Origin of the sequence: Aeromonas sp. 95A (genome assembly GCF_051919235.1) — a bacterium.
Classification (GTDB): Bacteria; Pseudomonadota; Gammaproteobacteria; order Enterobacterales; family Aeromonadaceae; genus Aeromonas; species Aeromonas veronii.
Genome location: NZ_JBQBFC010000001.1, coordinates 4,375,432 through 4,389,852 on the forward strand (window position 1 = coordinate 4,375,432; position 14,421 = coordinate 4,389,852).

The following is a 14,421-nucleotide window of genomic DNA, read 5'->3' on the forward strand; positions in this document are numbered from 1 at the left end:
TTGGTCTCAGTTGACCGCTATGTTAGCAAGCGAAGCGAGATAATTGTTTGATAAAGGTATGATTTTTGCTTGAGGCAGCCATTCGATAAAACAAGGAGATGGTGTTGAAATTTCTGACCGTTCACTCCCTCGCCCAGAATTCATCGCTGGCGGCCCAAGATATCTGCGCGCAGCTGCGCCACCATGCCGATCAGGCCCCCTCCCTGCTGTTACTCTATTTTACCCAAGCCCATGACGGGGCGATACTGCGCGATGCGCTCAAACGCCAGTTCCCGACGACCCGCCTGCTTGGGTGCAGCTCTTGCGGTGGTGTCATGACCGAGATGGGACACCACGCCCGAGACGGATATGGGCTGGCCGTTGCTGCCCTGTACGATGAGAAAGGGGCATTCGGGGTAGCCGGTGCCAGCGGTGACGGGGTGGATGTGCGGCAGTTGCTGCGCCGAGCCATGAGCGACTGTGGTCGGCCGGGCGAGCTGCCCCAGCTGATCTTGTTTCATGCCAGTCCCGGCAAGGAAGAGGGGCTGCTGGCCGGTATCGAGGCCGAACTCGGTGCCTCGGTGCCGGTGGTCGGTGGATCGGCGGCTGATAGCAGTGTCAGCGGTGACTGGCAGATCTGCTGGGATGAGGCGATGAGTCAGGATGGCATCGGTCTGGCGGTGCTCTATCCCGATTGCCAGCTGGCCTTTCAGTTTCACTCCGGTTATGTGCCTGCCGAATTCAGTGGCGAGATCACAGCCTGCAACGGGCGGGAGGTACTCACCATCGATCACCAGCCTGCTGCCGAGGTCTATGCCCGCTGGTGCGGGCGCGAGCAGCCCTGGCCGGTGGGGGCGATTTTGCGCGAGACCACGCTCACCCCGCTGGCTCGTCAGGTGGGAGCGCTGGATGGCATTCCTTACTACAAACTCTCCCATCCCGAAGCTGTGACCGAACAGGGCGGGCTGCGGCTCTTTACCGATGTGGTGCAAGGGGAGCGTCTGCTGTTGATGTACAGCAGTCAGGAAGGGTTGCTGCAGCGCAGCCTCAATGCCATGCGCGTTGAGCCAGGGTATGGGGTCGATGTGGAATTGCAGCCTATCGGCGCTCTCATCATCTTTTGTGCTGGTTGCCGTTTGGCGCTAGGTGATATGTTGTGCCAATTTGTCGAGCAGAGCCAGGCTCGCCTCGGCAAGATCCCCTTTATCACCCCCTTTACCTTCGGCGAGCAGGGGCGGCTGCCCAATGGCGAGCTGGCCCACGGCAACCTGATGGTATCGAGCGTGATTTTCCTGACCCGTTGAGTCGGCAGAACATAACAGAGCAGGCAACAAGATGATTGGCAACAGTGAACTGGAAGCCCTCGGCGACAAATTGCAGACCACGCTGGTCGACCTTATGCGTTGCCGCGAGCGCGAGGCCAAGTATCGTCACGAGTCCCAGACACTGCTGGGGGGGGTTGCCACCCTCGCCGATGCCAAGACGCTGGAGCAGGTGCTGGAGAGCCTTATCCAGGTGCTCAAACCCTTTATCGGCTTTGATCACGCGGATGTAGTGGCCTGGGAAGGGGAGCAGGGGAGTACCCACCTCAGTACCGAGCCAATGCTATCAGCCCGCAGCTGGCGCATGACCCCGGCATTTGCCCGCGCCATTTCGGGTGAAACCTTGGTGATTTACGATCCCGCCCAGCTGCCTGAGCTTGCGCCGCTGGCGAGCGAGCCGGGCTGGGCCAGCGTGATGCTGACCGGGCTGCAGGCCCCCGGCTTTACCGCTACCCTCATCTGCCGCCACGCTCGGGCGGGCACCTTCGATCTCACCAGCAAGGCCGCCATGGAGCGTTGCCGTCCTCTTATCGCCCAGGCGCTGGTCAACATCACCTATCGGGCCCGCTTGCAGGAGCAGGTCGCGGTAAAAACCGAGGCGCTGCAGGCCAGCGAACGCCGTTTTCGCAGCTTTGCCGCCATGGCTTCGGACTGGTTCTGGGAGACAGATGCCGAGCATCGCCTTAGTTACGCCTCTGAGCCGGGTTATCTGGATGAGATGACCCCGCAGGCGACCCGGCCGACCCTCTATGACTACGTCTGCAACAAGCAGAGCTGCGATGCCCAGAAATACCTGCAGCTTTTGGAGCTGCGCCAGCCGGTGCGAGGGGTGCGGATGCAGGTTGCGCTGCAACACGGCCCCTGCTGGATGGAGGTGAGCGCCGAGCCCTGCTTTGACCATGATGGCCTGTTTATCGGTTATCGTGGCACTGCCCGGGATATCAGCAACCAGATTCGCCGGGAAGAGGAGCTGGCGCGGGCACGGGATGAGGCCGAAGCGGCCAACCGTGCCAAGTCCCAGTTTCTGGCCATGATGACCCACGAGATCCGCTCGCCTATGAATGCGGTGTTGGGGATGCTCGATCTGGTGCAGCATGCCGAGCTGGCGCCGGAGCAACAGAGCCTGCTGCGCCATGCCACCCACTCGGCCAGATTGTTGCAAACCATCATCGACGACGTGCTCGATTTTTCGAAAATCGAGTCGCAAACCCTGGTGTTTCACTGCGAGACTCTGCAACCCGTCCAGCTTTGCCAATCCCTGGTCGAGCCGCTGCAAGCTCGCGCGACCGCCAAGGGGATTGCGCTGGTTTATCGGGTCGATGAGTCGGTCCCCCGGGAGTTGCAGGGGGATCCGATGCGTCTGTCGCAGGTGATGGGCAATCTGCTGGACAACGCCCTCAAATTTACCGAGCAGGGGCAGGTGACACTGCACCTGGGTTGGCAGGATGAGAAGCTGCTGATCTCGGTCTCCGACACCGGGATCGGGATCGCTGATGCGGATCAGGCGCTGCTGTTTGAACCCTTCTCCCAGGTCGACAACTCGGCCACCCGGCGTTTTTCCGGTACCGGCCTCGGTCTTGCCATCAGCAAGCGTCTGGTGACGCTTATGGGGGAGAGATCCACCTGAAGAGCGAGCCGGGCAAGGGAAGCTGTTTCTGGTTCGAGCTGCCCGGCATGGCGTTGCCTTGCCATAGCCAGCCGCAGCGGGAGGAGGGGGCTTCGGCACTGCTGCCCCTGGATGTGCTGGTGGTGGAGGACAGCCCGGTGAACCAGTTGGTGGTGTCGCTGATGCTGCAAAAACTGGTGGGCAAGGTACGGCTGGCAGCCAATGGTCTGGAGGCGCTGGCGCAGGTGGATGAGCAGCTCCCGGATCTGATCCTGATGGATATGCGGATGCCCCTGATGGACGGACTGGAAGCCACCCGGCGCTTGCGTGAGTTGGGATGCACTATGCCTATCGTCGCCCTGACAGCCAATGCGATGGCGGAGGACAAGGCATGCTGTCTGGCGCAGGGGATGGATGACTTTCTCGCCAAGCCAATCACCTTGTCACGGCTGAGAGAGTGTTTGCAGCGTCACTTTGGTCAGCGGTTGCCGACGCGCGGATAAAAAAAATGGTCAACTTTGTGGGTTGACCAGTTCTTCAGCAAATACTGAAGAGAGCACGGGATAAATCGGGTTGTATCAATCTATATGAAAAATCTGTGCCAACTTTTCTGGGACTCTTTTGTGTTCAATTTTGGCCGTTTAGCGCAGCGGCTCTCTCTTGTTATGGTGTTTTGCGTTCCTACTTACTCGCAAAATGCGAATTTCACATTTTCATTGTTGGAATAATTGCATTTTGCAACGCTGTTTTTGTCATTGTGAAATCAGGCGATGCAGGAATTTACGGGCCGCTTCGCTGTTTTGTTTGGCAATCAGCATCTGCTTTTCATAAATCGGCATCGGCAATATCTCGAGCCAGCGTTGGCAGAGCCAGGCGGCATCTTCAAAGCGCTTGTCCGGATAGAGCTCATCAAGCTCCGGATACTGCTCGAACACTTCCCGCAGGCGATTGACCAGCAGCTTGTCGTTGAAATCTGAGTGGGTGCTCGGCCAGTTGGGCAGCATCTCCACCTTGGCCCGGCGCAGGCCCATCTCGTCTGTTTCCATCTCGTGGATACAGAAGCGCTCCAGTCCCAGCACCGTCACCCCCAGCAGGCCATCATTGAGGGTGTAGAAGTCGGTCACCTTGACCCGGGTGCCCACCGGCAGAATGCGGCCGGATTGTCCCGAGGTGGTCGACTCTTCCATCACGATGCCAAAGCCCTGATCGTTGATGAATGACTCCTTGAGCATCTGCAGGTGGCGTGGCTCGAACAGACGCAGAGGAAGCTTGCCGCCCGGCAGTATGTGGGAAGGCAAGGGGAACAGTGCCAAAGGTTGTAGTTTCATGTTCCATCCTCCATTGAGTAGTTGCTGAATATGACAATGCAGCGACTGTGCCAGAGAATGAAAAAAGCCACCGGAGGGTGGCTTTTCGGGCGGTTGAGGGCGCTTAGTTGCGCTGCTCCAGATACATGACAGCCGCTTCCACGCGGCTTTGCGCCTCGAGTTTCTTCAGCAGGCTCTTCACGTGAACCTTGACCGTTCCCTCGGAGATATGGAGCACCGAGGCGACCTGTTTGTTGGAGAGGCCTTTTGCAATTTCGCGCAGGATTTGCATTTCGCGACGCGTTAAGCTTTCCAGCTTCTGCTGCAGGTGATCCAGCTCGTAGATGTTTTCGAGATAGGGGCGCAGCGGTTCGCTCAGGATCTGCTTGCCAGTCATCACGTCGGCCAGCTGGGCCAACAGCAGATCAGGCTCGGTATCCTTGAGCAGGTAGCCGTCGGCACCGGCCTTGAGCAAAGCCACCACATCCTGACGGGCATCGGAGACGGTGAGGATCACCACCCGGGAGGTGATCTCTTCGGCCCGCAGCGCCTTGAGGGTATCGAGGCCGGAGAGCCCCTTCATGTTTAGGTCGAGCAGGATCAGGTCCGGCTCTGATTCTTTGGCCAGCGCCACGGCATCTGTGCCGTTGGAGGCTTCACCGGTCACCTCCATGTTCTCTTCTAGAGCCAGCAACTGCACAATCCCTTTGCGCATGAGGGGATGGTCATCTACGACCAGAACTGTGTATTTCATCTCGTCCATCAGGCGTCTCTCGCTAGACTGGTGGGAAAGGTCAGATGCACGCAGGTGCCTTGTGGTTGCTGCTCGTTGATGGTCAGCAGACCGTGCAGTTTGCTGGCGCGCTCGTTCATGATGCTCAACCCGTAATGGTTGATCGCCGAGCTGGCGAGTCCGATCCCGACACCGTCATCTGAAATCTGAACCTCAATGTTACCACTGGCGAGGGTCTCACAGCTAACATCAATCACTTGCGCGTTGGCATGTTTGATGGCATTGAGCACTGCCTCACGGATCAACTGCAAAATGTGGATATGCTGGCCCGCCTCCAGATCGTTGTCCGCCAGTCCGTAATGGAACCGGATTTCCGCCTGGGTCTGGGGTTGCAGCTGATCGAGCATCACCCGGATCGCTTCCCCCAGATTGGCATCGCCAATGGTGAGACGGAAGGTACCGAGCAGTTCGCGCAACTGGGTATAGGCATTGCTAAGCCCCTCGTCGATCTGCTGCATCGCCTCCTGCGCCTTGTCATGTTGCCCCTTGGCGTAAGAGCGCTTGAGCAGGGTGGACTGGATCTTGAGATAGGAGAGGGCCTGCGCCAGCGAGTCGTGCAGCTCCCGTGCGATCACCGCCCGCTCCTCCATCAGCAGCAGTCTCTGCTGTTGCAGCAGGGTCTGGTCTTTGTGAAGCACCTGAGCCAGCAGCATGGTGAAGTTTTTAATCAACCGCTCATCGATGGGGTGTTGGCTGATGATGTCGAGGCGGCCGAACTCTTGCTCATCCATCTGCAGATAAAAGCTGGCGACCGCATCGAGATCGCCGGGCCAGCCGGTGCGCCCCGAGATGTAGACCGGCATGGCGTTGTGCTCGAAGCGGGTTAGCCGGATATGGTCGATATGCTGGTGGGCGGCAGCACGGTCCAGCAGTTTGATGAGGGTGCGGGTGCTGAGCGGGGCGGCGTGTAGCTTCTGGGCGGTCGAGTAGAGAAACGAGAGGGTGTCATTGGCCTGCTGCAGCTTGGCGGTTTTCTCTTCCACCTTGTTTTCCAGTTCCCGATAGAGCTTGCCCAGCTCGTCGGCCATGGTGACGAAGGCGCGTGACAGTTCCCCCAGCTCGTTTTCGCCGTGGGCGGGCAGCTTAAGATCGAAATCCTGCCGCTGGATCTGGCGGGCGCAGTAGACCAGCTGGTTGAGGGGGGCGACCACCTGCTGGCGGGTGAAGCGCACCGTGAACCAGGCGATGGTGATGATGGCCAGCAGGCCGAGCCCCTCCGCAAGCGCCAGCATCCTCACCTTGAATTCCACGTGGTACTGCATCTGATTAACGAAATTGTCGATGGCCGCCACAAACTGCTCGGTGTTATCGGTGTAACGTCTGGGAGTGCGATCCTCGATGTGCTGGCGCATCACCTGCCACTGGCCGAGCACCTCGCCATAGGTGCGACGCAGGGAGGCAGGAGTGATCCAGCGCTGGGTCTCCTGCAGCTCTTCGGCATGCAGGGTTTCTTCAAACTGGGAGAGGCGCCCCAGCACGCTGTCGCCCCGCTCGATTTCGTAGGCCATCCGGTAGGCCTGCATCCGCAGCGAACCGGAGAGGTTGATCGCCTTGGCATCGGGTACCGAGTAGAAAAGGGTGACCATGGCGACCAGCGCGATCAGGCTGGCCATGAAGAGGATCAACACCATGGCGCGCCCGATGGCACTGCTGACCGAATGGACCCTGAACCGTTTTCCCATACTGATGCGCACCTCTGAATAGTGATAAGGACCCCGCAAGATGCGTGGGAGTGTACTCCAACTTGTGTTAGCATCGAAAAACTAGATGAACTCCGAGCGGTTTTGCCTAAGTCCTAGCGATAGGGGGAAACCAGCCGTCAGCCGACGTTCGAGCTGTAAGGGTCAGGAAAGAAATGCCCTGGCCTCCCGTATTTGGAAAGGTGTTTATGTTGCCACTTGAAGATGGTTTTTCCCGTCGTTTTTACTATTTGCGTCTGTCAGTGACCGATGTGTGCAATTTCCGTTGCACCTATTGCCTGCCTGACGGCTATCGCCCCCCCGAAGGTCACAAAGCGGGGCGTCAACCCTTTCTCTCGATTGACGAGATCCGCCGCGTGGTCAGCGGTTTTGCCGCCATGGGCACCCGCAAGGTGCGCATCACGGGGGGCGAGCCCTCCCTGCGCCGCGATTTCACCGAGATCGTCAAGGTGATTGCCACCACCCCGGGTATCGAGAAGGTCGCCATGACCACCAACGGCTATCGCCTCAAGGAGCGGGCCCAGGAGTGGTTTGATGCCGGACTCAACGCGCTGAATGTCAGTGTCGACAGTCTCGACCCGCGCCAGTTTCACCAGATCACCGGTGAGAACAAGCTGGCCGAGGTGATGGAGGGGATCGAAGCAGCACTGGCCGCCGGTTTCAAATCGGTGAAGATCAATGCTGTGCTGCTCAAGGGGCTCAACGACTACCAGCTTGATGCCTTTCTGGGCTGGATCAGGCACAAGCCCATCGAGCTGCGCTTTATCGAGCTGATGCAGACCGGCGAGATGGATACCCTGTTTCGTGACCACCATGTCAGCGGCGAGCAGATCAAACAGCGCTTGCTGGAGAGCGGCTGGGTGCAGCAGTTGCGGGGCACGGATGACGGTCCGGCGCAGGTCTTTATGCACCCCGATTCGCAAGGTGGGGTGGGGCTCATCATGCCCTATAGCAAGGATTTCTGTGCCGGTTGCAACCGGCTGCGGGTCTCCTCGCTGGGGAAGCTGCATCTTTGCCTGTTTGGCGACAACGGCATCGACCTGCGGGATCTGCTCGGCGCAGATGGACAATCTGATGAGCTGCAACAGCGCATTCGCGCGGCACTGGCGGGCAAGAGTGCCACCCATCGTCTCCATGAGGGCAATGCCGGCATCACCCCTCATCTCGCCTCGATCGGCGGATAACCGCAAAAAATCGCCAACGATTAAATAGCAATCCTCACATGGAGGTATTTTAACCGATACCTCCTTTTTTATTGCGCTGCAAGGCTTTGATCTGGCGCAAGAATCCCCCCTGTTTATCTCCCTGGTGGTATATCCCTTACCTTGTCAGGGCCGCAATATACACCCACTCTTATAATTGGTATCAAGAATGCCAATCATGGACTCGGACTGTCCCCTTTTTCACCAGAACAGGAGTCAACATGCCGGATGAGATCGATCTTGCCCGCCGCGGCCTGTTCCGGGGGCGGCTGAGAACTGCCGAACCGCCGGTGCAGTTGCCCTGGTCAGTCAACTGGTCGGCATTTGTCGCCGACTGCACCCGCTGCGGGGAGTGTCTGGCGGCCTGTCCGGAGCAGATCCTGGTGAATGGCGAGGGTGGTTTTCCGGTGGTCGATTTCCAGCGTGGCGAATGCACCTTCTGCACCGAGTGCGCCACGGTCTGCAAGGCGCCTGTGTTTCGCCCGACCAGCGAGTCCCCCTGGCACTACAAGGCCCATATCGAAGCCAACTGTCTGGCCAATGGTCAGGTGTTCTGCCAGCGCTGTCAGGACAGCTGTGAGCCCAATGCCATTCGTTTTATTCCGGTGCTGGGGCGTGTGCCTACCCCGACGGTCGAGCCGGATCGCTGTAATGGCTGCGGCGCCTGTGTGCAGGATTGTCCGGTTGGCAGCATCAAGGTCGACGGGCGAGCCGCCCCATCCGGTGGTGCGAGCCAGCCCACCCTCAAGCAGGAGTCAGAATGAGTCAGAAGCCGTGTGACACAGAAGCCACAATGGATCAGGAGTTCCATGTATCGAGTCTGGTGGTGCTGACCCAGCCCCCCTTGCGCCATCAGCTCGCCGAGCAGATTGGCGCCCTTGAGGGGGCCGAGATCCACGCCGTCAGTGACGAGGGCAAGCTGGTCGTGACCCTGGAAGGTCCGAGCCAGCGGCCGATCATGGCGGCCATTGATGCGATACAGGCGATGCCGGGCGTGCTCTCAGCCGCCCTGATTTACCACCAGTTCGATGAACTGGGCGGTCACTGAAAAGAGTGATGGGATGCCGGGCGCGCCCTCTGCCGCTGATGGCTGGCTCCCGTTCGACAGATTCGACAACTATTACGCGATAAGCAATGTGAGGATATGCCATGAAGCTGAGTCGACGCGACTTTATGAAGGCCAACGCGGTGGCAGCTGCCGCTGCCGTGGCCGGTGTCAGTGCCCCCACGCTGGCAGCCAATCTCATCACCAGTACCGACAAGACGGCCATCCATTGGGATAAGGCTCCCTGCCGCTTCTGCGGTACCGGCTGCTCCGTGCTGGTGGGCTCTCAGGATGGTCGGGTCGTGGCGACTCAGGGCGACCCCGATGCACCGGTCAACCGTGGCCTCAACTGCATCAAGGGCTACTTCCTCTCCAAGATCATGTACGGCCAGGATCGCCTGACCCAGCCGATGCTGCGGATGAAGAACGGCCAGTTCGACAAGGATGGCGACTTCGCCCCCATCAGCTGGGATCAGGCGTTCGACATCATGGCCGAGAAGTTCAAGGCAACCCTGAAAGAGAAGGGGCCCACCGCTGTCGGCATGTTCGGTTCCGGCCAGTGGACCGTCTGGGAAGGTTACGCCGCCGCCAAGCTGATGAAGGCCGGTTTCCGCTCCAACAACATTGACCCCAATGCCCGTCACTGCATGGCCTCTGCGGTCGTCGGCTTCATGCGTACCTTCGGCATGGACGAGCCGATGGGCTGCTACGACGATATCGAGCAGGCCGATGCGTTCGTGCTGTGGGGCTCCAACATGGCCGAGATGCACCCCATCCTCTGGTCGCGGATGTCCGATCGCCGTCTCTCCAACCCGGATGTGCAGGTGCACGTGCTCTCGACCTTCGAGCACCGCAGCTTCGAGCTGGCGGACAACGGCATGGTGTTCACTCCGCAGACCGATCTGGCGATCCTCAACTATGTCGCCAACTACATCATCCAGAACGACAAGGTGAACTGGGACTTCGTCAACAAGCACACAGTGTTCAAGAAGGGGGCCACCGACATCGGTTACGGCCTGCGCCCGACCGATCCGCTGCAGCAGAAAGCGAAAAACCCGGACAGCGGTGATGCCACACCGATGACCTTCGACGAGTTTGCCAAGTTCGTGGCGGATTACGATGTGGAGTCGGTCTCCAAGCTCTCCGGCGTCTCCAAAGAGAAGCTGGAAAAGCTGGCCAAGCTCTATGCCGACCCGAGCAAGAAGGTGGTCTCTTACTGGACCATGGGCTTCAACCAGCATACCCGTGGCGTCTGGGCCAACAACCTCTGCTACAACATCCACCTGCTGACCGGCAAGATCTCCGAGCCGGGTAATGGTCCTTTCTCACTGACCGGTCAGCCCTCTGCCTGTGGCACCGCGCGTGAAGTGGGTACCTTTGCCCACCGTCTGCCTGCCGACATGGTGGTTACCGAGCCCAAACACCGCGCCATTGCCGAGAAGATCTGGAAACTGCCGGAGGGGACCATTCCCGACAAGGTGGGTTTCCACGCCGTGCTGCAGGATCGCATGCTCAAAGATGGCAAGCTCAACGCCTACTGGGTGATGTGCAACAACAACATGCAGGCCGGCCCCAACATGAATACCGATCGCCTGCCTGGCTATCGCGATCCGCGCAACTTCATCGTGGTCTCCGACCCGTACCCGACCGTCACAGCCCAGGCCGCTGACCTCATCCTCCCCACCGCCATGTGGGTGGAGAAAGAGGGGGCCTATGGCAACGCCGAGCGCCGCACCCAGTTTTGGCACCAGCAGGTGAAAGCGCCGGAAGGGGCCAAGTCCGACTTGTGGCAGCTGATGGAGTTCTCCAAGCGCTTCAAGGTTGAGGAAGTGTGGCCGGCTGAGCTGATTGCCAAGATGCCGGAAGTGAAGGGCAAAACCCTGTTCGACGTGCTCTATGCCAACGGTCAGGTCAACCAGTTCCCGAAAGAGCAGAGCAAGGGGATGCTGAACGACGAAGCCGAACACTTCGGGTTCTACGTCCAGAAGGGGTTGTTCGAGGAGTACGCCACCTTCGGTCGCGGTCACGGTCACGATCTGGCACCGTTCGATCAGTACCACGAAGCGCGCGGTCTGCGCTGGCCTGTGGTAGATGGCAAAGAGACCCTGTGGCGCTATCGCGAAGGGTTCGACCCCTATGTGAAAGCGGGCGAGGGAGTGCGCTTCTATGGCAAGCCCGATGGCAAGGCGGTCATCTTCGCCCTGCCGTTCGAGCCCGCTGCCGAGTCGCCGGATAAAGAGTACGATCTGTGGCTCTCCACCGGCCGCGTGCTGGAGCACTGGCACACCGGCACCATGACCCGTCGGGTACCCGAGCTTTATCGCGCCTTCCCGGATGCGGTGCTCTTCATGCACCCGGACGATGCCAAGGCTCGCGGCGTGCGCCGTGGTGAAGAGGTGATCGTCTCCTCCCGCCGTGGCGAGGTGAAGACCCGTGTCGAGACCCGTGGTCGCAACCGTCCGCCGAAAGGACTGGTCTTCATGCCCTTCTTTGATGCCAGCCAGCTGGTCAACAAGCTGACCCTGGACGCCACCGATCCGCTCTCGAAAGAGACCGATTACAAGAAGTGCGCCGTCAAGGTGATGAAGGCTTAAGGCGGGGGAGTGCGAGATGAGTCGTAGTCGTCGCCAGTTTCTGGCCGACATGGCCAAGGGGGCCTGCGGTGTGGGCCTGCTTGGTGTGGGGCTCGGTGGCGTGGCCCGCCAGCAGGCACAAGCCGTGCCTGCCCAGGCGCTGCGTCCGCCCGCCGCTCTCGATGAAACAGAGTTCCTCAGCGCCTGCGTGCGTTGCGGGCTCTGCGTCGAGGCGTGCCCCTACGACACCCTCAAGCTCGCCCGGCTGTTTGACCCTGTGACCACCGGCACCCCCTATTTCAAGGCGCGTGCCGTGCCCTGCGAGATGTGTGATGACATCCCTTGTGTGGTGGCCTGTCCGAGCGGGGCGCTGGATCAGCAGATGACCGACATCGATCAGGCCCGGATGGGGGTGGCAGTGCTCATCGATCACGAGACCTGCCTCAACTATCTGGGGCTGCGCTGCGATGTCTGTTATCGGGTCTGCCCGCTGATTGACAAGGCGATCACTCTTGAGCTGCAGCATAACCAGCGTACCGGCAAACACGCCATGTTCCTGCCCACGGTACACAGCGATGTCTGTACCGGCTGTGGCAAGTGCGAGCATGCCTGCGTGCTGGAGGAAGCGGCCATCAAGGTGGTGCCACGCCAGCTTGCCAAAGGTGAGCTGGGTCATCACTACAGGCTCGGCTGGGAAGAGAAGGCCAAGGCGGGGAACAAGTCGCTCATCGGCGACAGGCTCACCCTGCCCACCCGCAAACCGGAGGGGTTATGAGTCGTTATCCGGGGGAAGAGGCTCGCATCAAGCTGGGGTGGTGGCGTTCCCACCGCTTCCTGCTGCTGCGTCGCCTGAGTCAGTTCAGTGTGCTCGGTCTGTTTTTGCTGGGGCCGCTGGCGGGCATCTGGATCCTCAAGGGCAACCTCTCCAGCTCGCTGTTGCTGGAGACTGTGCCGCTGACCGATCCCCTCACGCTGTTGCAGTCGCTGGCGGCGGGCCACTGGCCCATCACCACCCTCTGGCTGGGGGCTGCCATTGTGCTGGCCGGTTACTGGCTGGTCGGGGGGCGGGTGTTCTGCTCCTGGGTCTGTCCGGTCAACCTCATCACGGATGCCGCAGCCTGGCTCCGGGGGCGACTTGGCCTCAAGGGCAATGGCCAGTTCAGCCGTGCGACCCGCTACTGGCTGCTGGCCATGGTGCTGGTGGTGCCAGCGGTTGTTGGGGTGATGGCGTGGGAGCTGGTCAATCCGGTGTCGCTCGCCATGCGCGGTCTGCTGTTTGGCATGGGGACGGGCTGGGCTCTGCTGGCGGCGCTATTCCTGTTCGATCTCTTCGTGGTTGAGCGGGGCTGGTGCGGTCATCTCTGTCCGGTGGGGGCCTTCTATGCCCTGGTCAACCGGGTCGGATTTATCAAGATTTCTGCCAAGGGGCGCGAGCGGTGCAACAACTGCATGGATTGTTATGCGGTCTGCCCGGAGCGTCCCATCCTGCGCGGGCCTGTTCACGGTGCCAAGCGCGGTCACGGGCCCTTGATTGCGGCTCAGGAGTGTACCAACTGTGGCCGCTGCATCGATGTCTGCGCGGAACAAGTTTTTGAAATCACTGTAGGTTTTGCCGTCAAGGCAGAAAAAACGTCGGAGAACAAATAATGAAAAAGCTGATTGGAGCAATGCTGGCCTGCCTGATGGCGGGATCCTTGATGGCAGCGGCCCCCGAGATCACCAACAGTACCGGTGGCCTCAAGTCCGAGCGTGGCGCCACCGATCTGGTGACCGATGCCACCGCCGCACCCCTGAAAAACTTCCGCAAGGATGGCGCGCCCTACGATCGCCAGTACATGCATCAGCCGCCGCTGATCCCCCACGACATTCGCAACTACGAGGTGGATACCAAGGTCAACAAGTGCCTGGCTTGCCACAGCTTCAAGAACGCCAGCGCCATGAAGGCCCCCAAGATCAGTCCGACTCACTTCGAGACCCGCGACGGCCTGACCTTGGGTGAAGTGTCGCCGCGTCGCTACTTCTGCCTGCAGTGCCATGTGCCGCAAGCGGATGCCAAGCCGCTGGTGGAAAATACCTTTAAACCGGTTGAAGCGCTGAACTGAGGAATCCATAGATGAAATTACCCGGCTTTATCCAGCGTCTGTGGACCACCTTCAAGTCACCATCGAAGGCGGCTCTCTGGGTCATCCTGCTGATGGGCTTCTTCGGTGGCGTGATTTTCTGGGGTGGCTTCAACACCGCCATGGAAGCATCCAACACCGAGGCCTTCTGCACCAGCTGTCACGAGATGAAGGACAACGTGTTCGAGGAGTATCGCGATACCATCCACTACGCTAACCGCTCCGGTGTGCGGGCCAGCTGCCCGGATTGTCACGTACCCCATGAGTGGACCTACAAGATCATCCGCAAAGTGCAGGCTTCCAAGGAGCTGTGGGGCATGATCACCGGCAAGGTGGATACCCGCGAGAAGTTCGAGTCGCACCGACGCGAGATGGCGGAGCGGGAGTGGCAGCGGATGAAAGAGACTGATTCGCGCGAGTGCCGCAACTGCCACAACTTCGAGTACATGGACTTCTCCCTGCAGGGGCAGCGTGCCGCCAAGATGCACTCTACCAATCTGGCCAGTGGTGAAAGTACCTGCATCGACTGTCACAAGGGGATAGCCCACCAGCTGCCCGACATGACCGGGGTGAAAGGGTTCTGATCCTGCGACGACAGGCCGGGTTTACCCGGCCTGCGTTTTGTTCATATATGGGACAAGCATCAGATTTGTGTGTCTTTTAAATCCCATATCTCGTGAAACCTTTGATAGAATCAGCCCGCCGTCACACGCTTGAGCAAGTTGGTCCCCCTGTCTGCGTCCGTTTTTGCGTCCTGACAGCTGGCCTCTCATA

The 14,421-nt window shown here is 59.8% G+C and carries 12 protein-coding genes, 1 pseudogene and 1 riboswitch; of the genes and pseudogenes, 10 read left to right on the forward strand and 3 right to left on the reverse strand.

Features of this window, described 5'->3' with window-relative positions:
• The first annotated feature begins 98 nt into the window (after window positions 1-98).
• Window positions 99-1,283 carry an FIST signal transduction protein gene (locus ACTG2U_RS20060; RefSeq protein ID WP_439975027.1) on the forward strand — a complete coding sequence of 395 codons (1,185 nt, stop codon included), beginning with the start codon at window positions 99-101 and terminating at the stop codon, window positions 1,281-1,283.
• A 31-nt stretch (window positions 1,284-1,314) separates the two neighbouring features.
• Window positions 1,315-3,410, forward strand: a pseudogene (locus ACTG2U_RS20065) (ATP-binding protein).
• A gap of 249 nt (window positions 3,411-3,659) precedes the next feature.
• Here ACTG2U_RS20065 and ACTG2U_RS20070 read toward each other — a convergent pair.
• From ACTG2U_RS20070 to narQ, 3 genes are all read right to left on the reverse strand, one after another.
• A complete protein-coding gene (locus tag ACTG2U_RS20070) occupies window positions 3,660-4,235 on the reverse strand; it encodes an LON peptidase substrate-binding domain-containing protein (protein WP_005334473.1) in 576 nt (191 codons plus the stop codon).
• A 103-nt stretch (window positions 4,236-4,338) separates the two neighbouring features.
• Window positions 4,339-4,977, reverse strand: a complete 639-nt coding sequence (gene narL, locus ACTG2U_RS20075) for a two-component system response regulator NarL (RefSeq protein ID WP_005334471.1) — start codon at window positions 4,975-4,977, stop codon at window positions 4,339-4,341.
• Entirely contained in the window at window positions 4,977-6,689 is a 1,713-nt protein-coding gene (gene narQ, locus ACTG2U_RS20080; protein ID WP_005334468.1) for a nitrate/nitrite two-component system sensor histidine kinase NarQ, read from the reverse strand. The genes narL and narQ overlap by 1 nt, the downstream gene beginning before the upstream one ends.
• Before the next feature lie 78 nt (window positions 6,690-6,767).
• A riboswitch (molybdenum cofactor riboswitch) is annotated at window positions 6,768-6,908 on the forward strand.
• Between narQ and moaA the strand changes: the two genes are divergently transcribed.
• The 8 genes from moaA to ACTG2U_RS20120 all read left to right on the forward strand — a co-directional run bounded on the left by moaA (window position 6,896) and on the right by ACTG2U_RS20120 (window position 14,231).
• Window positions 6,896-7,891 carry a GTP 3',8-cyclase MoaA gene (moaA, locus tag ACTG2U_RS20085; RefSeq protein WP_041202199.1) on the forward strand — a complete coding sequence of 332 codons (996 nt, stop codon included), beginning with the start codon at window positions 6,896-6,898 and terminating at the stop codon, window positions 7,889-7,891. It overlaps the preceding riboswitch by 13 nt.
• A gap of 239 nt (window positions 7,892-8,130) precedes the next feature.
• Window positions 8,131-8,673 carry a ferredoxin-type protein NapF gene (napF, locus tag ACTG2U_RS20090; protein WP_139493418.1) on the forward strand — a complete coding sequence of 181 codons (543 nt, stop codon included), beginning with the start codon at window positions 8,131-8,133 and terminating at the stop codon, window positions 8,671-8,673.
• A 29-nt stretch (window positions 8,674-8,702) separates the two neighbouring features.
• Window positions 8,703-8,957 (forward strand): chaperone NapD, encoded by a 255-nt coding sequence (locus ACTG2U_RS20095; RefSeq protein ID WP_031227438.1) that lies wholly within the window; start codon window positions 8,703-8,705, stop codon window positions 8,955-8,957.
• A 101-nt stretch (window positions 8,958-9,058) separates the two neighbouring features.
• Window positions 9,059-11,548, forward strand: coding sequence for a nitrate reductase catalytic subunit NapA (napA, locus tag ACTG2U_RS20100; protein WP_439975028.1), 2,490 nt, complete (start codon window positions 9,059-9,061; stop codon window positions 11,546-11,548).
• A 16-nt stretch (window positions 11,549-11,564) separates the two neighbouring features.
• Window positions 11,565-12,302, forward strand: a complete 738-nt coding sequence (napG, locus tag ACTG2U_RS20105; RefSeq protein ID WP_058059905.1) for a ferredoxin-type protein NapG — start codon at window positions 11,565-11,567, stop codon at window positions 12,300-12,302.
• Window positions 12,299-13,174 (forward strand): quinol dehydrogenase ferredoxin subunit NapH, encoded by an 876-nt coding sequence (gene napH / locus ACTG2U_RS20110; protein ID WP_236398166.1) that lies wholly within the window; start codon window positions 12,299-12,301, stop codon window positions 13,172-13,174. The genes napG and napH overlap by 4 nt, the downstream gene beginning before the upstream one ends.
• Window positions 13,174-13,629, forward strand: coding sequence for a nitrate reductase cytochrome c-type subunit (locus ACTG2U_RS20115; RefSeq protein ID WP_005334452.1), 456 nt, complete (start codon window positions 13,174-13,176; stop codon window positions 13,627-13,629). Before napH ends, ACTG2U_RS20115 begins: the two co-directional genes overlap by 1 nt.
• Window positions 13,630-13,640: 11 nt before the next feature.
• Window positions 13,641-14,231, forward strand: coding sequence for a cytochrome c3 family protein (locus ACTG2U_RS20120; RefSeq protein WP_005353459.1), 591 nt, complete (start codon window positions 13,641-13,643; stop codon window positions 14,229-14,231).
• Window positions 14,232-14,421 lie beyond the last annotated feature (190 nt).